Origin of the sequence: Pedobacter nototheniae, from assembly GCF_004335085.1 — a bacterium.
Taxonomy (GTDB): Bacteria; Bacteroidota; Bacteroidia; order Sphingobacteriales; family Sphingobacteriaceae; genus Pedobacter; species Pedobacter nototheniae.
In genome coordinates, this window is record NZ_RQRS01000028.1 from 1 (window position 1) to 23,727 (window position 23,727).

19 protein-coding genes are annotated in these 23,727 nt (G+C 35.2%); all 19 read left to right on the forward strand.

Features of this window, described 5'->3' with window-relative positions; all coding sequences use genetic code 11:
* The first annotated feature begins 459 nt into the window (after nt 1-459).
* Entirely contained in the window at nt 460-1,440 is a 981-nt protein-coding gene (locus EHC72_RS19815; RefSeq protein WP_131539458.1) for a deoxyhypusine synthase family protein, read from the forward strand.
* Between the two features lie 253 nt (nt 1,441-1,693).
* Complete coding sequence (locus EHC72_RS19820) at nt 1,694-2,986, forward strand: c-type cytochrome (RefSeq protein WP_131539459.1); 1,293 nt, start codon at nt 1,694-1,696, stop codon at nt 2,984-2,986.
* A 48-nt stretch (nt 2,987-3,034) separates the two neighbouring features.
* Entirely contained in the window at nt 3,035-6,061 is a 3,027-nt protein-coding gene (locus EHC72_RS19825) for a TAT-variant-translocated molybdopterin oxidoreductase (RefSeq protein ID WP_131539460.1), read from the forward strand.
* 26 nt (nt 6,062-6,087) lie between these two features.
* Nucleotides 6,088-7,560: an NrfD/PsrC family molybdoenzyme membrane anchor subunit gene (gene nrfD, locus EHC72_RS19830; RefSeq protein WP_131539461.1), complete on the forward strand. Its 1,473-nt coding sequence runs from the start codon at nt 6,088-6,090 to the stop codon at nt 7,558-7,560.
* Between the two features lie 2 nt (nt 7,561-7,562).
* The gene (locus EHC72_RS19835; RefSeq protein ID WP_131539462.1) at nt 7,563-8,099 is read left to right on the forward strand and encodes a DUF3341 domain-containing protein; all 537 of its coding nucleotides are present in this window, start codon (nt 7,563-7,565) and stop codon (nt 8,097-8,099) included.
* Entirely contained in the window at nt 8,071-8,676 is a 606-nt protein-coding gene (locus EHC72_RS19840; RefSeq protein WP_131539463.1) for a c-type cytochrome, read from the forward strand. Before EHC72_RS19835 ends, EHC72_RS19840 begins: the two co-directional genes overlap by 29 nt.
* Before the next feature lie 16 nt (nt 8,677-8,692).
* Nucleotides 8,693-9,916, forward strand: coding sequence for a quinol:cytochrome C oxidoreductase (locus EHC72_RS19845; RefSeq protein ID WP_131539464.1), 1,224 nt, complete (start codon nt 8,693-8,695; stop codon nt 9,914-9,916).
* A gap of 71 nt (nt 9,917-9,987) precedes the next feature.
* Nucleotides 9,988-11,217, forward strand: coding sequence for a cytochrome c oxidase subunit II transmembrane domain-containing protein (locus EHC72_RS19850; RefSeq protein WP_131539465.1), 1,230 nt, complete (start codon nt 9,988-9,990; stop codon nt 11,215-11,217).
* 23 nt (nt 11,218-11,240) lie between these two features.
* Entirely contained in the window at nt 11,241-13,121 is a 1,881-nt protein-coding gene (locus EHC72_RS19855) for a cytochrome c oxidase subunit I (RefSeq protein WP_170311740.1), read from the forward strand.
* 80 nt (nt 13,122-13,201) lie between these two features.
* A complete protein-coding gene (locus tag EHC72_RS19860; RefSeq protein WP_131539466.1) occupies nt 13,202-14,260 on the forward strand; it encodes a COX15/CtaA family protein in 1,059 nt (352 codons plus the stop codon).
* A gap of 12 nt (nt 14,261-14,272) precedes the next feature.
* Nucleotides 14,273-15,181 (forward strand): heme o synthase, encoded by a 909-nt coding sequence (gene cyoE / locus EHC72_RS19865; protein ID WP_131539467.1) that lies wholly within the window; start codon nt 14,273-14,275, stop codon nt 15,179-15,181.
* Nucleotides 15,182-15,198: 17 nt separating this feature from the next.
* Nucleotides 15,199-15,765, forward strand: coding sequence for a cytochrome c oxidase subunit 3 (locus EHC72_RS19870; RefSeq protein ID WP_131539468.1), 567 nt, complete (start codon nt 15,199-15,201; stop codon nt 15,763-15,765).
* 31 nt (nt 15,766-15,796) lie between these two features.
* Entirely contained in the window at nt 15,797-16,504 is a 708-nt protein-coding gene (locus tag EHC72_RS19875) for a cytochrome c oxidase subunit 3 (protein WP_131539469.1), read from the forward strand.
* A 25-nt stretch (nt 16,505-16,529) separates the two neighbouring features.
* Entirely contained in the window at nt 16,530-16,886 is a 357-nt protein-coding gene (locus EHC72_RS19880) for a cytochrome C oxidase subunit IV family protein (RefSeq protein ID WP_131539470.1), read from the forward strand.
* The gene (locus tag EHC72_RS19885) at nt 16,886-17,584 is read left to right on the forward strand and encodes an SCO family protein (RefSeq protein WP_131539471.1); all 699 of its coding nucleotides are present in this window, start codon (nt 16,886-16,888) and stop codon (nt 17,582-17,584) included. The genes EHC72_RS19880 and EHC72_RS19885 overlap by 1 nt, the downstream gene beginning before the upstream one ends.
* Before the next feature lie 67 nt (nt 17,585-17,651).
* Entirely contained in the window at nt 17,652-18,194 is a 543-nt protein-coding gene (locus EHC72_RS19890) for a DUF420 domain-containing protein (protein ID WP_131539472.1), read from the forward strand.
* Nucleotides 18,195-18,310: 116 nt separating this feature from the next.
* Nucleotides 18,311-18,916, forward strand: coding sequence for an RNA polymerase sigma-70 factor (locus EHC72_RS19895; protein WP_131539473.1), 606 nt, complete (start codon nt 18,311-18,313; stop codon nt 18,914-18,916).
* A 121-nt stretch (nt 18,917-19,037) separates the two neighbouring features.
* Nucleotides 19,038-20,003: a FecR family protein gene (locus EHC72_RS19900; protein ID WP_131539474.1), complete on the forward strand. Its 966-nt coding sequence runs from the start codon at nt 19,038-19,040 to the stop codon at nt 20,001-20,003.
* Between the two features lie 81 nt (nt 20,004-20,084).
* Complete coding sequence (locus EHC72_RS19905; RefSeq protein ID WP_131539475.1) at nt 20,085-23,726, forward strand: SusC/RagA family TonB-linked outer membrane protein; 3,642 nt, start codon at nt 20,085-20,087, stop codon at nt 23,724-23,726.
* Nucleotide 23,727: the final 1 nt, after the last annotated feature.

Sequence of the window (23,727 nt, forward strand, 5' to 3'; positions counted from 1 at the left end):
CTAGTATAAAGAGTTGTTGGAAGTAATAAAAATTAAATATTATATTGTACCAGTAAATCAAATAAACAGGTGTAAAAAACCTTAGTAATTAATCACCAAAACTGTCAAGCTATTTTAGGAACGGTCATTTTGAATGAATGAATGTTAACGGTTAATGATTAAATATAACTACTTAATGATAAAACGTATATAATTAATGACTAAATGTAACTATAGAATGATGAAACGTATATAAATAATGATTAAACGTAACTACTTAATGATAAAACGTATATAATTAATGACTAAACGTAACTATGGAATGATTAAACGTATATAAGTAATGATTAAGGAATTATAGTATTCATTCAAAATTCACTCATTCAATCAAAACTCAATCGTTCAAAATCCCTCATTCAGTTTCAAAATTGCAAATTGCAAACGGTTTGTCTATTTTTGCGGCAAATAATACAAAACAAAATGAGCAATACAAGAGGACCGATATCTCAGTTTATGGAGCGCAATTACCTCCATTTTAATGCTGCGGCAATGATGGATGCAGCTAAAGGCTATGAAACGCACTTAGATGAAGGCGGTAAAATGATGATTACACTAGCTGGCGCAATGAGTACTGCAGAGCTTGGTATTTCTTTAGCCGAAATGATCCGTCAGGATAAGGTGGCCATTATATCTTGTACAGGTGCAAACCTAGAAGAAGATATTATGAATCTTGTTGCACATTCACACTATAAACGCGTACCAAACTATCGTGATTTAAGTCCACAGGATGAGTGGGATCTTTTAGAGAACCATTACAACCGTGTTACTGATACCTGTATTCCAGAAGAAGAAGCTTTCCGTCGTTTACAAAAACACATTCACAAAATATGGAAAGATGCTGATGATGCAGGCGAACGTTACTTCCCTCATGAGTATATGTATAAAATGCTTTTAAGTGGCGATTTAGAACAATACTATGAAATTGATCCTAAAAATTCGTGGATGTTAGCGGCTGCAGAAAAGAATTTACCAATTGTAGTACCAGGATGGGAAGATTCTACTATGGGTAATATTTTTGCTTCTTACGTAATGAAAAAAGAGTTAAAAGCAGTAACCATGAAAAGTGGTATTGAATATATGGGTTGGTTAGCCGATTGGTATATTGCAAATAGCGCAGGTAAAGGAATTGGCTTTTTCCAGATAGGAGGCGGTATCGCAGGCGATTTCCCAATTTGTGTTGTACCAATGCTTTATCAGGATATGGAAATGGAAAATATTCCATTCTGGAGTTACTTCTGCCAAATCTCAGATTCTACAACTTCTTACGGATCATATTCAGGTGCTGTACCAAATGAAAAAATTACCTGGGGCAAATTAGATATCCATACACCTAAGTTTATTGTAGAAAGTGATGCTACAATTGTGGCACCTCTAATGTTTGCCTGGATTTTAAAACATTAAAATAAAAATTAAACAATCAAAATTCGAAATTTTGAATGGCCACTTACAATTCTTTTGTAAATGGCCATTTTTGTTGACTGAGAGGCTTGAAACGACATTTGTTTAGAATGATTATAAATTGTATTTCCAGTCATTATTATGTCATCGGATTTATTAATAAGTTATACTTTTGTTGAAGTTTTGATAGGCAGGCTATCGTCTAAGCATCAATTTCATATCTAAAAGTAAATTAAATAAGTATAAAGTGTTCATTATGAGAGATATCTCGATGATTTTAAAAAGTGTTTGGAAGTCGTTATTCTTGTTTTCGGCTATTTCTGTTATAGCGGTTTCTGCCGCTAATGCGCAGGATGCTAAAGAGGGAAGAACGCTTTTCAAAGCAAAATGTGCTTCATGTCACGCCCTGGATGCCAAATTGATCGGTCCTGCCCTAACAGGCGTGAGTGATCGTCACCCGGAAGCCTTCTTATTAAAGTGGATTCCGAATAACGCTGCAATGATCGCTGCTGGTGATCCTGCTGCTGTTAAACTTTTCAACGAAAACGGTAAAGTTGCCATGACCACCTTCCCAGAATTGGATGAAGCTAAGGTTAAAGACATTTTAGCGTATATTAAAGAAGGTGAGCCAAAACCAGCTGCTGGTACTGGTGCTGCTCCAGTTAAAGATGATTCTACTTCAGGATTATCAATCGCTGGTATTGTAGCTATCGTTTTAATAGCAATCGTAATTTTAGTAATCTTAGGTCGTGCTTCTAAATTATTAGAGCGCTTAATTTTACAAAAACAAGGAATTGAAATTGAAGAAGATGTGCCTTTAAAGGTAGGTGTTCGCAAAATGTTCAAAAACAAAAAGTTTGTTATGTTCTTCATTTTGTGTTTAATCATCTGTTTAGGTTCATTTGGATGGATGGGTATGTGGAACACAGGTGTTCACACAGGTTACCAACCAGTACAACCAATTAAATTCTCACACGAGTTACACGCAGGTATCAATCAAATAGATTGTCAATACTGTCACTCAGGTGCGTTTAAATCTAAAAATGCTTCTATTCCATCATTAAATGTTTGTATGAACTGCCACAAAGCAGTACAGGCAAGAGATAAATATGACGGACAGATTTCTCCAGAGATCAAAAAAATCTATAATGCTTTAGGTTATGATCCTGAGACTCAGAAATACGATGAAAGTAAATCAAAACCAATGGAGTGGGTACGTGTACACAATCTACCTGATTTTGCTTACTTCAATCACTCTCAACACGTAGTTGTTGCAGAAGATGCAATTCGTAAAGCAAAAGGATTACAGCCAACAGAACCAGTATGTTTCGCTTGTCACGGTCCGGTTAATACAATGGAAGAAATTTATCAATATTCTCCATTAACCATGAAATGGTGTATCAACTGCCACAAAGAAACTGATATTTCTGGTCAGAAAAATAATGCTTTCTACGCTAAGGTTATCGAAGCGCATGAGAAAATTAAAAAAGGCGAAAAAATTACTCCAGCGTTGTTGGGTGGTTTAGAGTGTGGTAAATGCCACTATTAATAAATAGAGTTTAGTAAGAACGTTCGAATAAACAGTAATATAGCTTAAATGGAAAGCAACAAAAAATACTGGAAAGGCTTAGAGGAGTATAACAATACACCCGATTTTGTTAAAAATAACAAAAACGAATTTGCCGAGCCACTTCCAATAGAAGATGTTTTAAATGAAGCAGGGTTAAGTACCGTTACCCCACGCCGCGACTTTTTAAAGGCGTTAGGTTTTGGTTTAGGTGCAGTTACGTTAGCAGCTTGTCAAAGCACTCCTGTTCACAAATCTATTCCTTATCTGGTAAAACCTGAAGAGGTTACTCCAGGTATTCCTAACTATTATACCTCAAGCTTTAATGGCCAGAGTATTTTAGTTAAAACAAGAGAAGGTCGTCCGATTAAAATTGAACCAAACCCAAATGCGGGCGAGTTTAATTGCGGTACTGATGCAAGAGCGCAAGCTTCTGTTTTAGATTTGTACGATGTATCTAAATTAAAAGCACCAGTTCTTAAAAATGAAGAAACAACATGGGCTAAAATTGATGCATTTGTAAAAGGTGAATTAAATAAAGCACAAACTTCAGGTAAAAAGATTCGTATCGTTTCATCAACGGTAAACAGTCCATCTACTAATGCAGTTATCGCTGGTTTTATCACTAAATACCCAGCAGCTAAATTAGTTCAATATGATGCTGTTTCTTACACTGGTATTATTCAGGCAAATCAAAATAGCTTTGGTAAAGCAGTTTTACCAAAATACAATTTCGATAAAGCTGATTTAATTGTAAGTTTTGGTGCAGATTTCTTAGGTACTTGGATTAGCGGTGAAGAGTTTACTTCGCAATACACAGCTAACCGTAACTATAAATCATTAGAAAATAAAAAAATGAGCCGCCACATTCAATTCGAAAGTGGAATGAGCTTAACAGGTACTAATGCAGATACACGTGTTCCGGTTAAATTATCAGAGCAAGGTCCTGCGTTAATCGCCTTATACAATGCAATTACAGGTCAATCTTTAGCTGGTGGTACATTAGGTAATAACGCTACTGCAGATAAAGTAATTAAATTAGTTGCTAAAGAATTAGTACAAGCTAAAGGTAAAGGCCTTGTAGTTTGTGGATCAAACGATGTTTCTACTCAAATTTTAGTTAATGCCATCAATGCTGCTATCGGTAGTTATGGTACTACTATTGATTTAGATAACGCATGTCATTTATACGCAGGTAACGATGCAGAATTTGCAGGTTTAATTGCAGAAATGAACCGTGGCGAAGTTGGTGCAGTTTTATTCTTAAACAGTAACCCAGCTTACGATTACATCAACAACAAAACATTTACAGAAGCATTAGCTAAAGTTCCTGCAAAAATTTCATTTGCAGATCGTGCTGATGAAACTGCTTCACTTTGTGATGCCATTGCAATTAACCACAACTATTTAGAGTCTTGGGGTGATGCAAATGCTTACGAAGGATATTATTCAATTGTACAACCAACCATCAATCCGGTTTTCAATAGCCGTCAGGCAGAAGAAAGCTTATTAGTTTGGGCTGATGCACCAGTTAAAGATTACTATCAATTTGTACGTAGCAACTGGGAAACTAAAGTATTACCAGCAGCAGGTGTTAAGTGGGAAGATGTTTTAGATAAAGGTGTTATCACTATTGCTGCTAAACCAGCTGCAGCCTATAGCTTCAGTTTATCGTTAGCAGCAGTTGTAACTTCTATTTCTAACAGCAGCAAAGCTTTAGCAAAAGATATTGAGTTAGAAGTTTACGAAAACGTACCAATGCGTGATGGTAAAAATGCAAACAATGCATTCTTACAAGAGTTACCTGATCCGGTTTCAAAAGTAACATGGGATAACTTTGTTGCCCTTGCTCCAAAATTTGCTGAGAAATTAAATGTTAAAGAATTTGATGTTGTAACCGTTAAAGGTGGCAATGGATATTCGGTAGATTTGCCTGTATTAATCCAACCAGGACAAGCACAAGGTACAGCATCTATCGCTTTAGGTTACGGACGTGAGAAAGTAGGTAAAGCAGGTAATGGTGTAGGTAAAAATGCTTTCCCTTTTGCAACTTTTGTAAATGGAACAATGCAATATGCTACCAACGTAACAATCACTCCAACAGGTGGCCATTACGAGTTAGCTCAAACACAAACTCACCACTCTTTTGAAGGTCGTAACGTAATTCGCGAAGCAACTTTCAAAGAATATTTAAAAGATGCTGGTGCAGGAACAGGCAAAAGCGAAGAAGGACATAAAAACTATGATCTTTGGGATCAGTACGAAAAACCAGGTAACAACTGGGTTATGGCAATCGATTTGAATGCTTGTACAGGTTGTGGTTCTTGTATTGTTGCTTGTAACGTAGAAAATAACATTCCTGTTGTAGGTCGTGATGAGGTTCGCCGTCGTCGTGAAATGCACTGGATTCGTATCGATCGTTATTATAGCTACGAAACTACAGCTGGTGATGTAACAAGAGAGAAAGAAATTGCTAAATTGGAAGATTTAGATCATGTTTCTGTTGTTCACCAACCAATGTTATGTCAGCACTGTGATCACGCACCTTGCGAAACCGTTTGTCCGGTATTAGCAACTGTACACTCATCAGATGGTTTAAACCATATGGCTTATAACCGTTGTGTAGGTACACGTTATTGCGCAAACAACTGTCCATATAAAGTACGTCGTTTCAACTGGTTTAACTACTGGAACGATTCTCGTTTCGATAACTATTTAAATAACGAGTTTACTCAATTAGTTTTAAATCCTGATGTAACTACACGTTCAAGAGGGGTTATGGAAAAATGCTCTATGTGTATTCAACGTATACAAGGTGGCAAATTACAAGCTAAAATTGAGAAACGCCCATTAAAAGATGGCGATATTAAAATGGCTTGTCAGGAAGCTTGTTCAGCAAATGCAATCATATTTGGTGATTCAAACGATCCAAACTCTGAGGTTTCAAAAGCATTACGTTCTGAGCGTATCTACTACGTTTTAGAAGAAATCAACGTGAAACCAGGTATCGGATACATGACAAAAATTAGAAACACAGATACAACAGTACAAGCGTAAGCTTTAGTATAAAGAAAATACAAATTATGTCAGGACATAACGAATCAATACTTAGAGAACCATTAATTACCGGCGATAACATCACGTATGCAAAAATTACGGATGATATTTTAGGCCCGGTAGAGAATAAACCAAACAAAGCATGGTGGATCGGTTTCATCTTTGCCTCTTTAGGTGCTTTACTTTGGGTGGTTGCCGTGAGTTATACTTTTTGGAATGGTATAGGCTCTTGGGGTTTAAATAAAACAGTTGGATGGGCTTGGGACATCACCGGTTTCGTATGGTGGGTTGGTATCGGTCACGCCGGAACACTTATCTCGGCAGTACTATTACTTTTCCGTCAAAACTGGCGTAACTCAATCAACCGTTCAGCAGAAGCAATGACAATCTTTGCGGTTATTTGTGCAGCAACATATGTTGTATCACACATGGGCCGCCCATGGTTAGCTTATTGGGTATTACCATTACCAAATCAATTTGGATCATTATGGGTAAACTTTAACTCACCATTGGTATGGGATATGTTTGCAATCTCAACTTATTTCTCTGTATCATTATTATTCTGGTACACAGGTTTATTACCAGATATTGCAACCATCCGCGATCGCGCTACAGGAATGCGTAAAAAAGTATATTCTATCTTTTCATTTGGATGGAGTGGAAGTGTAAAAACATGGCAACGTTTTGAGGCAGTGTCTCTAATCTTAGCAGGTATCTCTACACCTCTGGTACTTTCGGTACACACAATTGTATCAATGGACTTTGCAACTTCGGTAATTCCGGGATGGCACACCACCATTTTCCCTCCTTACTTCGTTGCAGGTGCAATCTTTTCAGGCTTTGCAATGGTGTTAACCTTATTATTGGTTGCACGTAAAGTATTAGGCCTTGAAAACTACATCACCATGTTCCACATCGAGTCGATGAATAAAATCATCATCTTAACAGGATCAATCGTAGGTGTAGCTTATTTAACTGAGTTCTTCATCGCATGGTATTCTGGTTCAGAATATGAGCAATATGCTTTCATTAACCGTTCAACTGGTCCATACTGGTGGGCTTACTGGATGATGATGACATGTAACGTAATCTCTCCACAGTTATTATGGTTTAAAAAGATCCGTTTAAGCATTCGTGCTACGTGGATTTTATCAATCGTAGTAAACGTAGGTATGTGGTTTGAGCGTTTCGTAATTATCGTTACCTCTTTACACCGTGATTATATTCCTTCAAGTTGGGCAATGTTTTATCCAACATGGGTTGATGTGAGTGTGTTCGTAGGTTCAATCGGACTATTCTTTACTTTATTCCTTTTATTCTTAAGAGTTTTACCTTCAATTGCTATTGCAGAGGTTAAATTGTTATTGAAAACTGCAAGTGAGCAGGCTAAAATGAAGCAGATTAAAGAAGGTCATGAGAATAAAGAATATGTAGCAGAATACATAGAATCTTTAGAGAAATTTGATAGTGTTAAACAAGAAGATTACGCAAAAATATAACAATGAGTGATATCAAATATATTTTAGGCAGTTTTGGTGATCCTGATGAAATGATGCACGGCATCGAAAAACTTCAGGAAAATAACGTCAGCATTTATGATGTATATACTCCAATGCCTATACACGGAATAGAAGCCAAATTAGGAATTAAAAGATCAAGAATTGATATCGCAGCATTTTGCTTTGGTATAACTGGTACTTGTGCCGCTTTCGCCTTAATTTATTTTTGCGCAGTTATCGATTGGAGAGTAAACATAGGTGGTAAACCATCATTTGCATTGCCGGATTTTATTCCGATAATGTTCGAATTAACAGTATTATTCTGTGCATTCGGTATGGTTTTAACTTACTATGCATCTACACACTTGTTTCCGGGCAGAGCTCCACGAGTAATGGATCTGCGTGCTACTGATGATCGTTTTGTAATTGCAGTAGATGCAAAAGAAAATGCTGAACATACAGTTATTGATGGTTTATTAAAAGATGCCGGTGCTTTAGAAGTAAAGTATAATGAAAGGAAGTACATTAGCTATGAATAAGAATAAATTTGTTTATGCCGCGTTTTTAGCTATCGCTTTTGCAGCTACTCTTTCGGCTTGTAAAGATAAACGCAGTACCGGGCTAGAATATGCAAGGAACATGTATGATCCGATTGCTTATAATCCGGATCAACCAAATAAAAATTTTAAGGATGGTAAAACTGCACAGTTGCCACCAGCAAATACTAAACCAGTAGGTTTTAAAGAGTATGATGAGTATCCTAATACTAAAGAAGGATATGAAGCTGCCGGAGCAAATATGGTTAATCCATTGCCTGTAGATACAACAAACCTTGCAGAAGGTAAACATTCATTTATCGTTTTCTGTGCTCCATGCCATGGAGAAAAAGGTGATGGACAAGGACACTTAGTAAAAATTGAGAAATTTAACGGTGTACCTTCATACCACGAAGGAAGTTCATCAAGAGGTGGTGCTATGAAAGATCTTACCGCTGGTAAAATCTACCATACCATTACATATGGTGTAAATAACATGGGCTCACATGCTTCACAAATCTCACCAACAGATCGTTGGAAAGTGGTGATGTATGTTCAACAATTACAAAAAGAACAATAAGTAAAGCAGAATATAAATGGGAACTCACAATATTAATTTTAGTGAACAATTTGAGTTTACAGGAAAAGTAAAAACTTTAAGCATTATTGGAATTGCATTAGGTGTAATTGCAGTAGCTTATGGTTTCTTAGCCGGAGATAAAGTGATGCACGAGCGCACTTTTGCCAACCTGTTACTTATGGGATATTATTTTGCATGCGTTTGTATGTCAGGTACATTTTTCCTAGCTGTTCAATACGTTGCTCAGGCTGGTTGGTCTGCATCAATTTTACGTGTACCACAAGCTATGGCAAAAACATTGCCTATTGCTGCTGTAATACTTGTTGTAATTATTTCAGCTGGTTTATACACACACAATTTATATCACCACTGGCATGCTGATGGTTTAACAGATCCAAATAGTTCTAAGTACGATGCTATTATCGCTGGTAAATCAGTATTCTTAAACGTTCCTTTCTTTTTAGGTCGTCAGGTAGTATTCTTAGGTGTATATAGCATTTTCTCTATGCTTTTTGTTAAATTTTCTTATAACGAAGATTTGGCCGGAGGATTAAATTCATACAGAAAAAGCTTTAAAAATGCTTGTATCTTCCTAGTAATTTACGGTTTTACAACTCCAGTATTTGCTTTCGATACCATCATGTCATTAGAAGCACACTGGTTCTCTACTATGTTTGGTTGGTACAACTTCGCAGCAATGTGGGTTAGTAGTTTAGCAACAATTGCAATTATCATTATTCTTTTAAGAAGAGCTGGTTACATGCAATGGGTTAACAATAGCCACTTACACAACTTAGGTCAGTTTATCTTCGGTTTCTCTATCTTCTGGACTTATGTATGGTTTGCACAGTTCTTATTAATCTACTATGCTAACATGCCAGAAGAAACTGTTTATTTCTACAAACGTTTTGAATATTACAAGTTTTGGTTCTTCTTAAACCTAGCAATGAACTTCTTAGCGCCAGTATTATTATTAATGGATAGAGATAATAAAAGAACAGATGTAAAACTATTATTCGTTTCAATAGTGGTATTATTAGGTCATTGGGTAGATTATTACCAAATGATTATGCCAGGAGCGGTAGAAGATGGTCACAACGGTTTTGGTATTGTTGAAATTGGTACTGCTGTAGGTTTCGTAGGATTGTTTACCTTTACAGTTTTATCGGCCTTAAGCAAAAAGCCTTTAATCGCAAAAAATCACCCTTTATTACAAGAAAGTTTGCATCATCAGCTATAGCCGATGATTTTATAAGAGCAAATATTTAATTATTATTATAATTAGCAGTACAGCGTACTACTTTTAAGAAAATGAGTTTAAGAAAGTTTATCACGAATAAAACGACCGCAGCTTTAGCAGTATTACTTACTGTTTTTGCAAACACGAGCGCATTTGCACAAGATGCAGCAGCAGCGGCGGCACCGAAAGCTGTTGATATGGGCGAGGTTTATAAATCAGTAATTTTTTATGTTCTGGTTTTCCTGGCTATATGTTTATTCATTGCTATTGTGGGTAAAGCCATAAGAGTATATGAATTAAGCCGCGAAGCGCAAGGTAAGCCAGTAGGTATTAACTGGAACAGAGTACATGCAAGTTTGTTTGCATTATTCCTTGTTTTAGGTTTATATGGTGTGTATTGGGAATATACAGTACACGGCGCAATGTTATTGCCAGATGCAGCTTCGATCCACGGAGAGCGTATTGATAAAATGTTTAATTTAACATTAATCATCACTACAATTGTATTCGTGGTAACACACATCTTACTATTCGGATTTTCTTATATCTATAAATACTCAGCTAAAAGAAAAGCATACTATTATCCTCACAACAATACAATCGAAAAAATCTGGACTATTGTACCAGCTTTAGTTTTAACTGTATTGGTATTAATGGGTTTCTTAACCTGGAGATCTATATTCTTCAAAGTTGAAGATCCTAACAATAAACCTTTGCAAATTGAGGTAACTTCTGAGCAATTCAAATGGTCTATCCGTTACCCGGGAGCTGATGGTATCGTTGGTAATAAAAATTATAAATTAACTACTGCAACCAATCCACTAGGTATCGATTTTAAAGATCTAAACTCTCGTGATGATGAAATGGCAGATGAAATGGTAATTCCGGTTAATAAACCAGTAAAACTAATTTTAACAAGTAAGGATGTAATCCACAGTTTTTACATGCCACATTTTAGAGTACAATTAAACACTGTACCAGGTATGAGAACTATTTTTGAGTTTACTCCAACCATTACCACTCGCGAAATGCAGGAGAAAACAAATGATCCTAATTTTAAATATCTTTTCTATTGCGCTAAAATTTGCGGTTCAGGTCACTGGAATATGCAAAAAGACGTTCGTGTTGTTTCTGAAAAAGAATATGCAGAATGGATAGCTAAACAGAAAACCTACTTAAATGATGATTTAAGAAAAGAATTTAATTTGCCAGTGGCACCTGCACCAGTAAAATCAGTAGCTGATTCAACAGCTAAAGATTCAGCAGGAGTGAAAACTAACCAAGTGGCTTTAAATAAATAATATTACCGCAGAGCGAAAGAATTATGTCAACAATAGCAATACACGACGATCACAATCACGATCACCACGATCACGGACACCATAAGGAGACTTTAATTTCGAAGTACATCTTCAGTATGGACCATAAAATGATTGCAAAGCAATTTCTAATAACCGGTATTATTATGGCGGTTATAGCAATGGGCTTATCCATTTTATTCCGTATCCAATTGGCTTGGCCAGATAAAAATTTCCCATTCTTAGAAACATTTTTAGGAAAATGGGCCGAAGGAGGTCGTATCAAACCCGATTTCTATTTAGCTTTGGTAACCATTCACGGTACCATAATGGTTTTCTTTGTACTAACAGCTGGATTGAGTGGTACATTTAGTAACTTATTAATCCCATTACAAATTGGAGCAAGAGATATGGCATCGCCATTCTTAAACATGCTTTCATACTGGTTCTTCTTTATGGCTTGTGTGATCATGATGTCTTCATTCTTTATTCAAACAGGACCAGCATCAGGTGGTTGGACGGTTTATCCGCCTCTATCCGCTATTCCTACAGCTATACCAGGATCAGCAGGTGGTATGACACTTTGGCTAGTAAGTATGGTACTTTTCGTAGCATCATCTTTAATGGGTGGTATTAACTATGTAAGTACAATTTTAAACATGCGTACTAAAGGTATGGACCTTTGGAAAATGCCTTTAACAATTTGGGCGTTCTTCTTAACAGCTATCTTAGGTATTTTATCATTCCCTGTATTAGTTGCAGGTGTGGTATTATTAGTATTTGACCGTAGTTTTGGTACAAGTTTCTACTTATCAGATATCGTTATGGGTACAAATATTTTACCTAACGAAGGTGGTTCTCCAATTTTATGGCAACACTTATTCTGGTTCTTAGGTCACCCAGAGGTATATATTGTAATTATGCCTGCATTGGGTATCTCATCAGAGGTTATCTCGGTAAACGCACGTAAACCTATTTTCGGTTACCATGCAATGGTTTATTCACTAATTGGTATTACTGTACTTTCATTCATCGTATGGGGTCACCACATGTTTGTAACCGGTATGAACCCATTATTGGGTGGTGTGTTTATGATTACAACATTGATTATTGCAGTACCATCAGCAGTAAAAACATTTAACTATTTAGCTACATTATGGAGAGGTAACATCCGTTTCACTCCAGCAATGTTATTTGCTATCGGTTTAGTTTCATTCTTTATCTCAGGTGGTTTAACTGGTATCTTCTTAGGTAATGCATCATTAGATATTAACTTACACGATACTTATTTTGTAGTTGCCCACTTCCACTTGGTAATGGGATCAGCAGCAATTTTTGGTATGCTTGCAGGTGTTTATCACTGGTATCCTAAAATGTTCGGTCGTATGATGAACGCTAAATTAGGTTACTTGCACTTCTGGTTAACTTTCATTGCCGCATACTTAGTATTCTTCCCATTACACTTTTTAGGTTTAGATGGCGTTCCTCGTCGTTACTATGCCTTTACAGAGTTTGAATTTATGAAGAAATGGTTAACTGTTAACGTATTTGTAACTTGGGCTGCTATTTTAGCTGCTTTAGCTCAAGTAGCGTTCTTATTTAACTTCTTCTATTCAATTTATAGAGGTAAAAAAGCAACTCAAAACCCTTGGGAATCTAATACATTAGAATGGACTGCTCCAGTAGAGCACATTCATGGTAACTGGCCAGGTGAAATTCCAACAGTTTACAGATGGCCGTACGACTATAGCAAACCTGGTCATGATGCAGATTTTATTCCTCAAACAGTACCTTTCTCTCAAACAATGAGTTCAAACTTGCCTCATGATTTTGAAGGAAATGCAGAAGCAGAAAAAATACAACAAGATTGGGAATTAGCTAATCCTGTTACAGAAAATAAAGGCTAGTTTTAAGCTTTACACAAAATAAAAGGGGTATCTGATTAAGTTTCTGCTTATCCGGATACCCTTTTCATCTTAAAAGAGATATGATCAGCAGATCAGAACAACGTTTTATCAGAATTAATTTTATAACCATAATCGTTACTTTATTGGTTATACTAGCTGGTGGTATTGTGCGCAGTACAGGCTCAGGAATGGGCTGTCCGGATTGGCCAAAGTGTTTCGATAGATACATTCCACCAACCAATGTATCGCAACTTCCAGCTAATTATAAAGAGAAATACGTTGCAGGCAGGCTTAAAAAGAATGAAAAGTTTGCCAAATATCTGGAGAGCATGGGTAAAACCGAACTCGCTGATAGTATCAGACATGATAAAAGCATAACAATCCCTGAAGAGTTTAATCCTGCAAAAACGTGGACAGAATACCTTAACAGATTAGCTGGTGTTTTAGCAGGTATATTTTTGCTCTTAACGGCAGTTTATTCTTTTACCTATAAAAAAACAGCTAAAAGAATTATTGTACTAAGTATTTTAAACATTTTTGTTGTTGGTTATCAAGCTTGGTTGGGTTCTATTGTAGTATCTACAAACCTAGCGCAATGGGTAGTAACAGTGCATATGCTTTTAGCTTTAGTTATTTTAGCTATATCTATTTATACTTATAACTACGCTAAACAACTAAATAAAACGCCATCGGTTATCATGTACCGCATATTATGGCTAAAAGGATTTTTGTTTTTTACTGTTATTTTAAGCATAGCCCAAATTGTATTGGGTACCGAAGTTAGAGAAGCTGTTGATGTGATTGCGAAATCTCTTTTATACAGTAACAAAGCAAATTGGATTGGTAAAGTAGGAAGTATTTTTTCTTACCATAGAGATTTGGCCATTTTAGTTGTAATTGCAAATGGAGTAGTTTACAAAATGGTTATCGATCGCTTTAGTGGTAAAGCAGCCCCGTTATTAACAGCAAGGCTGATTATAATTACGCTTTTAATACAGTTATTAAGTGGTTTTGCATTAGCATATATTGCTTTTCCACCAGCAGCGCAAGCATTGCACATTTTATTTTCTACGCTGTTATTTAGTTTACAGTTTTATCTGTACTTGTTGGTTTATCGTACAAGTACCTATAAACAATAATATTTAAGGAAATTGAAACAATTTTTTTCAGATTTTTCTAAACTTATAAAATTCAGGCTATCCTTTACGGTAGTGTTCTCTGCATCAATTTCATTTTTAATTGGTCAGAAAATGCAAATAGGAAGAGGTCATATTCCTTCAATTGATTGGGGAAACTGGTTAATTCTGATAGCTGGAGGATTTTTGGTTACAGCGGCAGCAAATTGCTTTAACGAGATCATAGAAAAGGATCTTGATAAATTAATGAGCAGAACAAAGGATAGACCGATGCCAGCAGGCAGAATGACAACCGGACAAGGCTTAATATTAGGTCTTTTTATGGCATTTTTTGGTACCTGGTTATTGGGTAGATTAAACTTGGAAACAGGCTTATTATCGGTGTTTTCAATTTTATTATATGCTTTTGCATATACACCTTTGAAAAGAAAATCGCCAATAGCCGTTTTTGTTGGTGCTATTCCAGGTGCTTTACCACCACTTATTGGATACTTAGCAGCCTTTGGAAGTTTAAAAGCTGAGTTATTTTTAGATATTGATTATAAAATTGCTGTAGTATTATTCTTAATCCAATTTGTTTGGCAATTTCCACATTTTTGGGCAATTGCATGGGTTTTAGATGACGACTATAAAAAAGCTGGATTTAGATTATTACCCACCAAAAAAAGAGATAAGATTTCGGCATTAATGACCTTTTTAGGTACATTAATTTTAATTCCCGTAAGCTTATTACCAACTTTCTATGGTTTTGGTGGTTATTATATAGCAGGATTATCTTTAATTGCAGGTCTTATTTTTTGCTGGCTTGCCTTTAAACTTTTAATGAACAGAGAACTCGTAGATGCGAAGAAAGTGATGTTCTGTTCGTTTTTTTATATACCAGCTGTGCAGTTGGTGTTATTATTTGATTTTATAGCAAAATAATTTTTATGGTTATAACAATGGAAAATACCCAAGATACATTCGATCCAAAACCCAGAAAGTTTATTGTCTGGCTTTTTGTCGTATCATCTACAATTATGTTTGGCGGCTTTACCAGCTATTATCTGGTATTCGCAGCATCCAAAGGTAAAGGACATGGATTAGTTCTTCCTGACGCCTTTATTTACAGCAGTTTGGTAATTATTGCAAGTAGTATAACATTAATGTTAGCTTCAAGAGCTTTAAGAAACCTTAACTTTAGCTTACAACGCTCAATGCTTTGGATAACGGTAATTTTAGCCGTTGTTTTTGGTGTTATGCAGTTTAATGCATGGGGAAGCATGGTTAGAAGTGGTGCTACAATGGTTGGTAATAATGCTGCCATCTCATTTATCTATGTAGTATCTGGAATGCACTTATTACACATTATTGCCGGTGTTGCACTTATTTCCAGTGCTTTAGTGGGCAGTTATAAAAATATTACGCCAGCCAAAGGCAAGTACAGAATGGAAATTGCTTCTATTTTTTGGCATTTTATAGATATATTATGGATATATCTGTATGTTTTTTTACTTTTGAACCGTTAAATTTGTTAACAAACTATTATACTATTTCCAAATGAATTCAGTATCACAATTAGATCAAGTTAAAACCGGACCATGGAATGGTGGTCGTTCTCCGTGGTCGGTAGAATATGGTAAAATCATGATGTGGTTTTTCCTTTTGTCAGATGCTTTTACCTTTTCATCTCTATTGATCTATTACGGCGCACAGCGTTTTTCTAAATTAACATGGCCAGATCCTGATTTGGTTTTCCAATCAATCCCTGGTATAACAGATAGTGGTGCACCATTAGTATTTGTGGGTATCATGACTTTTATCTTAATTATGAGTTCGGTTACTATGGTTTTGGCTGTAGAAGCTGGTCACCGTCGTTCTAAAAAAGAAGTTATCGGTTGGATGATTGCAACCATTATCGGTGGTTTCATGTTCTTGGGCTGTCAGGCTTTAGAGTGGACACACTTACACCACGAAGGTTTTTGGTGGGGACATATTCCTTCGCCTGAAGAATTAAAGCATTTCTTTAACGGTGATGTATCTTTAATTGCAGCACAACAATTTGCAAACTTATTTTTTACCATTACAGGTTTCCACGGTTTCCACGTATTTAGTGGTGTAATCATTAACATCATTATTTTAATTATGACAATTAATGGAACCTTCGAAAGAAGAGGACATTACTTAATGGTAGAAAAAGTTGGTTTATACTGGCACTTTGTAGATTTAGTATGGGTGTTTGTATTTACATTCTTCTATTTGGTTTAATTTATCATATTATAAAAATATTATCATGTCAGAAAATCACGCACATACAGAAGGACACGAGCACGAAGAACACGCAGGTTTATCGAAAGGTAAAATTTGGCAAGTATTCGGCATATTATTATTAATTACGGTTATCGAATTTATCGTGGCATTATGGGTATTACCTAATGGATACATGTCTCACCACGTTGGTAATTTTGTATATATCCTTTTAACATTAGTAAAAGCATTTTATATTGTTGCCTACTTTATGCACTTAAAGTACGAGAAACTAGGTTTGCAGCTTTCATTAACCATTTCATTTATCTTTATTATTTACTTTATTGTTTTAATGCTGATAGAAGGTGGACATTTAAATACAAACATGTTCTTTAATCATTAATGAAAAGAAGCCCCATAAAAAAGGTATTAATCCTGGTAAGCATATTAGCTATACCGGGATTTTTATTTTTTTACTTATTGCCCCATTTCGCCAAAAACCGTTATAAAAGCCTACCTATATATGGCGAAAAGATTGTAGCTACTACTTTTCATACTGTAAAAGGGAAGAAAATTCCTGATACCATTTATCACGCTGTACCAGATTTTAATCTAGTCAATCAAAACAATGATTCCATTAGCTGGAAATCCTTAAATGGTAAAATTGTAGTACTTAATTTGTTTTATACTACTACCACTGTTAAGGCCGTTAGTGATAACGTTAAGCAAGCGGTAGAAAACTACGAAAGAAACCCTTTAATCCGCTTTGTAAGCCTATCAGTTGATCCAGCTGATAACGTAATCAAGCTTAAAGCTTATAGCGCTGCATTAAAGGCTAAAGCTGGTAAATGGGATTTCTTAACTGGCGATACCACCCAAATTTATCCACTGATTAGAAAAGGATTGCGCTTGGATGTAATAGCACATCAGGATGCTGGAAGCGATAAATTTATTTATGGTAATCAAATTGTACTTCTCGATAACCAACACCGGATAAGAGGCTATTATGAGGCCACAAACCCCGATGCATTAGCTAAACTAGACGACGAAATTAAAGTTCTTGTTGCAGAGGATTTAAGAAACTTAAAAGACGGTAGATAGTTTCGAGTTAACAATTCATAGCTGCCCAAAGAAATTAGTAAAATAGAAAAATAAGATTATTAAACTCATGGAAAATACCCCAATTGAGAAGAAATATAAGAAATGGATTATTATTCTTTCCATTTTCATACCAGTAGCTGTAGCCGTTTTATTTGTTGTAAAATTGAAAGATCTAGGGATCAATGCCCCAACCTTACCTTTTTTACCGCCAATTTATGCTACTATTAATGGCATTACAGCTATTTTACTTATTGTAGCTGTGTGGGCTATAAAAAATGGCAAAATTAGCTTGCACAAAAACTTGATGAAGACGGCTATTGGTTGCTCCCTGCTGTTTTTAGTAATGTATATAGCTTATCATATGACCACGCCATCTACTAAATTTGGTGGTGATGGTACTATTAAATATGTTTATTTCTTTATTTTACTAACGCATATTCTGCTATCAATTGCTATCATTCCCCTCGTTTTAATTACCTACGTAAGGGCATTGGCCGAACGCTTTGATAAGCATCGTAAAATAGCCAGAATAACTTTTCCACTATGGCTTTATGTTGCCATTACTGGCGTGGTTGTTTACCTTATGATTTCTCCATATTATATTTATTAAGGATAATTTTAACTTATTAAATTACATAATGACTTAATTTCCATGTTAATTTTTGGAAATTAATTTTTTATGCGCCAGTTTTTGTATAATTGAATTTCGTTACGGATATACCCTACATGAAAATCAAAGTAATTGAGACAGGCCTGGATTTAATTAACCTTTTCGAGAGAAAGGATTCTAATCATTTCGCACTTTTTTACAACCAGTATTTTCAAAAACTATTACTCCTTTGCGACAAGTATGTTCAAGATATGCCTGTTGCTGAAGAGATTGTGCACGACGTTTTTATAAAAATTTGGGCAAACCCATATAAATTATCCGAAGTAAGATCATTAAAATCGTATCTGTACAAAAGCACCGTAAATGCATCAATCAATCATATTGGCAAACAAAAAAACATTATTGTTTATGAAGAACATATGCCCGAACAATTAACAGAGGATGAACTGGACATTATAGACCAAGAAAATTCTTTAATTGTTTTGCTTTATCAGGAAATTGATAGGCTGCCGGAGCAATGTAGAAAAGTATTTAAAATGAGCCGTTTTGAACTTTTAAAATACAGAGAGATTGCCGAAAAGTTAAACATTTCAGAGAGAACGGTAGAGAACCATCTTCGGGCAGCACTTAAAACATTAAGGGCACGCCTAACCGAATCTATCAAGCATACAGATACTAAGCCGGGTGATGTGATAAAATTTATGACTCTTTTCCTTTATTAGAGCTTATTTTTACGCGTTTAAGCATATTTTACATTTATTTTTATTTTTTTTCAAAAAAAAATAAAATTCACTAGGGGTATTTTCATTTTTTCTTGTCTTGCATGTAACTTAAACAAACTACATGCTTTCTGAACCAAATTCGCTGGATTTAATCATCCGTTATTTTAATGATATGGAAAATGCTGCCCTTAAAAAGGAGGTGCAGGACTTTAGAAACCAATCTATTGAAAATGATTTATATTTTCTTGAAATAGAACAGATTTGGAATACCTCTGCAGAGGCAAGCCGCTTAGAGCTTATTAATATTGAAGCATCACAAAAACGTTTTAGAAAAGATTTAAAGCGAATTACACCTGTTCGAATCAGGCCATTAAACTGGATAATATCAACCGCTGCAGCTTGCCTGGTTATTGCGATTGGTTATTGGTTTTATTCTATCAATAATGAGGAGCGCTTAATTGTTAAAACAACAGGAATGGATCAAATTGATTCTCTTATTCTTTCAGATGGCTCTAAAATAGTTCTTTCTAAAAACACATCAATTTCCTATCCTGAAAAGTTTAAAAAAGATAAGCGTACAATCTCACTAAATAAAGGGGAGGCTTTTTTTAAAGTTTTTAGAGATGAGAAACATCCATTTCAAATTCGCACAGGTGCTTCTACGATTCAAGTATTAGGTACTTCTTTTAATATTTGGTACTCACCAGTTGCCATTAATTTAACTGTAAAAACGGGTAGGGTAATGTTTACGCCATATAATGGGGCGGTATCTTCTATTTTAACCGCTGGGCAAAATATCAACTATGATTTAAATACTAAGCAGGTTTCGGCAATGCTATCACAAAATGGAGATGCATGGCTAACCGGGGATTTGAAATTTGTAGATACACCATTGAAAGAGGTTTGCAAGCAGCTAAGTGCCTATTATAAAATCGACTTTGTGTTAGAAGATGATAATGGTGTTTATAAAAAGTTTAATGCAAGTTTTAACAACATTAGCCTAAATGAAGTATTGGAAGCACTAAAAGGTGCGTACCGAGTGAAAATTAAAAAAGAGAATAATAAAATAATCATTAAACCCAATTAACCACAAAAACTAAGAAAACAACAAACAAAACCTCAAGTCATCCCAAACAACCAAAAACTAATCAAATTAAACTATTAAACTATGGAGGAAAATCTCTACAAAAGACATGCTGGAACTAAGTTACATCGAATGGTGTTGCTTCTTTGCGCAATCTTGTGGGGCATAACAGCTCAGGCTGATGCAAGACAAGCGAAATTAATGCCCGAAAGACTAGATAACTATCTCAAAAAAGTTGAGGTGGCATACAAAGTGAATTTTGTTTATGACGCTGATAAAATCAATAAAGGAACGATTCTTAATGTTCCAGAAAAATTCACATCAATTACTCAGGCACTTGATCCTTTAACTGAAAATAATATTACTTACAAACTAATTGGTAAGCAAGTTATTTTGAGGTTTCAGCCAGTAATTCCTGTACAAATTAAAGAAATCATTGTTAAAGGAAAGGTTCGCGAGAAAAAAGATGGAAGTGCTTTGCCGGGCATTAGTGTTCGCGAAAAGGGAGTTAAAAATGCTATATCAACCAATTCATTAGGAGAGTATCAGATTAAAGTTAAGGATGGTGCTACATTAGTTTTTTCTTCGATTGGCTACAAAACAGTAGAAATTGCAGTAAATGGAAGAACTACAATTGATGTTTCACTTGAAGAAGATGCAGCTCAATTGAAAGAGGTAAATGTGGTATCAACTGGATACCAAACTTTAGAAAAGAAAACCTTTACGGGATCATCAACCTTAATTAGGGCACAAGATGCTGAACGTGCTGGTGTTACTGATGTAAGTAGAATGCTTGAAGGACAAGTAGCGGGTGTAACTGTACAAAACGTTTCGGGAACATTCGGTGCTGCACCTAAAATTAGAGTTCGTGGGGCAACTTCATTTTCTGGTGATAATAAGCCTTTATGGGTTATTGATGGGATCATTTTAGAAGACGTTGTAAATATTTCTAACGAAGCATTAACAACTGGAGATGCGAATACATTAATCGGATCATCTGTTGCTGGCTTGAACCCAGATGACATAGAATCATTTAACATTTTGAAAGATGCTGCTGCCACTGGTATGTATGGCGCAAGAGCAATGAACGGCGTTATTGTTGTTACCACTAAAAAAGGTAGACAAACTGAGGGCGCTCCGAGAATAACGTATTCTGGAAATTTTACCACTTATTCTAAACCTGTTTATTCGGATTTTGACATTTTAAATTCGGCAGATCAAATGGCGGTAATGATTGAAATGCAAAATAAAGGTTATTATCAAATTCCTGGTGCTTCAAGAGGAACTTCTGGTGGGGTATTTTATAAAATGTATAATCTTTTATATAACTATGACCCGGCTACTGATACTTATGCTTTGAAAAATGATAATGTAAGTAAAACTAATTTCTTATCGAGATACGCAAATGCAAATACAGATTGGTTTGATATCTTATTTAAAAATTCACTACAACAAGAACATTCATTAAGTGTGAGTTCTGGTACCGAAAAATTTCAGAGTTATGCTTCAACTTCATTTTTGAATGATGCAGGAGTAACAATTGGTAACAGTGTAAACAGATTTACAGGGAATTATAGAGCTAACTTTAAACTTAGTGAAAAATTAAGTGCAGAATTATTATCAAACGGATCCATTAGAAACCAGAAAACACCTGGTGCAACTTCACTACAATCTGATCCTGTTTATGGTAATTATTATAGAAATTTTGACATTAACCCATATAGTTACGCCTTGGGTACAAGTAGAATTACCACTGCATATGATGAAAACGGAAACTTAGAATATTTTAGACAAAATAGTGCTCCTTTTAATATCATTAATGAGGTTAATACAAACTCATTATCTCTTGGGATGATAGATTTTAAGGTGCAGGGTAATATTAATTATAAAATTATTCCAAGTTTAACTTATTCTGTTAATGGTGCTTATAGGTTTACTAAAACTGAAAGTCAGATCTCAATTTTAGAAAACTCTAACATGGCTACATCTTTTAGAACAATTGATGATGCAACATCAGCGGCAGCAAACGGTAATTTATATACAGACCCTGATATACCAAACAGTTTGCCAATTAGCGTATTGCCAAAAGGTGGTTTTTATAAAATTTCTACTAACAACTTAAAATCATACTATTTCAGACAATCACTACAGTATAATAAAACATTTAACAAAGACCACAATATTATGGGTTATGGTGGTATGGAAGTTAGGTTTGCTGATAGGCAAGATGAATCATTTGATGGCGTTGGATACCAATTTGGTAATGGGGGATTAGTAACTTCAAATTACAACTATTTTAAACAAGCTACAGAAACCGGAAAACCATATTTTGGTATGGGAAATGGTTTTGATAGATATGTAGCTTACATGGCAAATGGAAGTTATACTTATAAAGAAAAGTATACTTTGAAATTGTCTGGTCGTTACGACGGATCAAACTTGATGGGGAAAAGTGCACAAGCAAGATGGTTGCCAACCTGGAACGTATCAGGAAGCTGGAATATTAACGAAGAGAGTTTCTTTCCTAAAAGCGATATCTTAACAGGTGCAAAACTAAGAGCATCGTACGGTTTAGTTGCTAGTATTGGAAGTGCAACAAATTCTGCAGCTGTATTTTATAACAGAAACTCTTATAGAAATAGTGTTGCCGATCAAGAAGTACAAACATTTATTTCAAGCTTAGAAAATGAAGATTTAACCTGGGAAAAAACCAAAGATTTAAATATTGGTTTAGACTTGTCATTATTGAAAGATAGAGTAAACGTTTCAATTGATGTTTATAAGAGAAATATTTATGACTTAATTGGTTCTATTCAAACCTCTGGTATTGGTGGCGAGTACACTAAAATGGCCAACTACGGTAAAATGAAAGGTCAGGGATTAGAATTTGCCATTTCAGGAAATGTAATTCAGAATGATTCATTTAAATGGAGAACCAATTTTAACTTTGGATATAACACAAATAAAATTACAAAACTGGATATAAATCCTAATGTTTGGAGATCAGTTTCCGCAAATGGTTCTCCTGTTGTGGGCTATTCATCAAGAAGTTTATTCTCAGTACAATTTGCAGGCTTAGATCATGATTATGGGTATCCTACATTTATTGGTTTAGATGGAAGAAAAACTACTTATGTTAACTTACAGAGTAATGATTTAACTTATTTAAAATATGAAGGACCAATAGATGCAACTTTTGCAGGTGGTTTTTATAACCAGTTTACTTATAAAAACTTCACGCTATCTGCTTTAATCGGATTCTCTGCAGGTAACGTTTTACGCTTAAAACCTACTATTAAAAACAGTTATGATGATATGACATCCATGACTAGAGATTTATTAAATAGATGGGTAATGCCAGGCGATGAGAAGTTTACTTCAATCCCAGCTATTTTAGATCCTCTTTCTGCAGCCAAAATTGTAAATGCTGATGGAGGTTCGGTTGATTCAAGGTATCCATATAACTTATACAATTACTCAACCGAAAGAGTTGTTAAAGGCGATTACATTAAACTAAGACAAGTTTCTTTCGGCTATAATATCCCTAAGAGTATTTATTCTAAATTGAAAATGACCAATGCATCTTTATCTATCGTTGGCAACAACCTTTGGTTAATATATGCTGATAAACGCTTAAATGGTCAGGATCCAGAATTTTATACTTCGGGTGGGGTTGCTTTACCTGTTGCCAGACAGTTTACACTATCATTAAAAATGGGTTTTTAAT

Coding starts and splice junctions, on each gene's coding strand:
- EHC72_RS19815 (WP_131539458.1), top strand. CDS start 460: ATGAGCAATACAAGAGGACCGATATCTCAGTTTATGGAGCGCAATTAC.
- EHC72_RS19820 (WP_131539459.1), top strand. CDS start 1,694: ATGAGAGATATCTCGATGATTTTAAAAAGTGTTTGGAAGTCGTTATTC.
- EHC72_RS19825 (WP_131539460.1), top strand. CDS start 3,035: ATGGAAAGCAACAAAAAATACTGGAAAGGCTTAGAGGAGTATAACAAT.
- nrfD (WP_131539461.1), top strand. CDS start 6,088: ATGTCAGGACATAACGAATCAATACTTAGAGAACCATTAATTACCGGC.
- EHC72_RS19835 (WP_131539462.1), top strand. CDS start 7,563: ATGAGTGATATCAAATATATTTTAGGCAGTTTTGGTGATCCTGATGAA.
- EHC72_RS19840 (WP_131539463.1), top strand. CDS start 8,071: ATGAAAGGAAGTACATTAGCTATGAATAAGAATAAATTTGTTTATGCC.
- EHC72_RS19845 (WP_131539464.1), top strand. CDS start 8,693: ATGGGAACTCACAATATTAATTTTAGTGAACAATTTGAGTTTACAGGA.
- EHC72_RS19850 (WP_131539465.1), top strand. CDS start 9,988: ATGAGTTTAAGAAAGTTTATCACGAATAAAACGACCGCAGCTTTAGCA.
- EHC72_RS19855 (WP_170311740.1), top strand. CDS start 11,241: ATGTCAACAATAGCAATACACGACGATCACAATCACGATCACCACGAT.
- EHC72_RS19860 (WP_131539466.1), top strand. CDS start 13,202: ATGATCAGCAGATCAGAACAACGTTTTATCAGAATTAATTTTATAACC.
- EHC72_RS19870 (WP_131539468.1), top strand. CDS start 15,199: ATGGAAAATACCCAAGATACATTCGATCCAAAACCCAGAAAGTTTATT.
- EHC72_RS19875 (WP_131539469.1), top strand. CDS start 15,797: ATGAATTCAGTATCACAATTAGATCAAGTTAAAACCGGACCATGGAAT.
- EHC72_RS19880 (WP_131539470.1), top strand. CDS start 16,530: ATGTCAGAAAATCACGCACATACAGAAGGACACGAGCACGAAGAACAC.
- EHC72_RS19885 (WP_131539471.1), top strand. CDS start 16,886: ATGAAAAGAAGCCCCATAAAAAAGGTATTAATCCTGGTAAGCATATTA.
- EHC72_RS19890 (WP_131539472.1), top strand. CDS start 17,652: ATGGAAAATACCCCAATTGAGAAGAAATATAAGAAATGGATTATTATT.
- EHC72_RS19895 (WP_131539473.1), top strand. CDS start 18,311: ATGAAAATCAAAGTAATTGAGACAGGCCTGGATTTAATTAACCTTTTC.
- EHC72_RS19900 (WP_131539474.1), top strand. CDS start 19,038: ATGCTTTCTGAACCAAATTCGCTGGATTTAATCATCCGTTATTTTAAT.
- EHC72_RS19905 (WP_131539475.1), top strand. CDS start 20,085: ATGGAGGAAAATCTCTACAAAAGACATGCTGGAACTAAGTTACATCGA.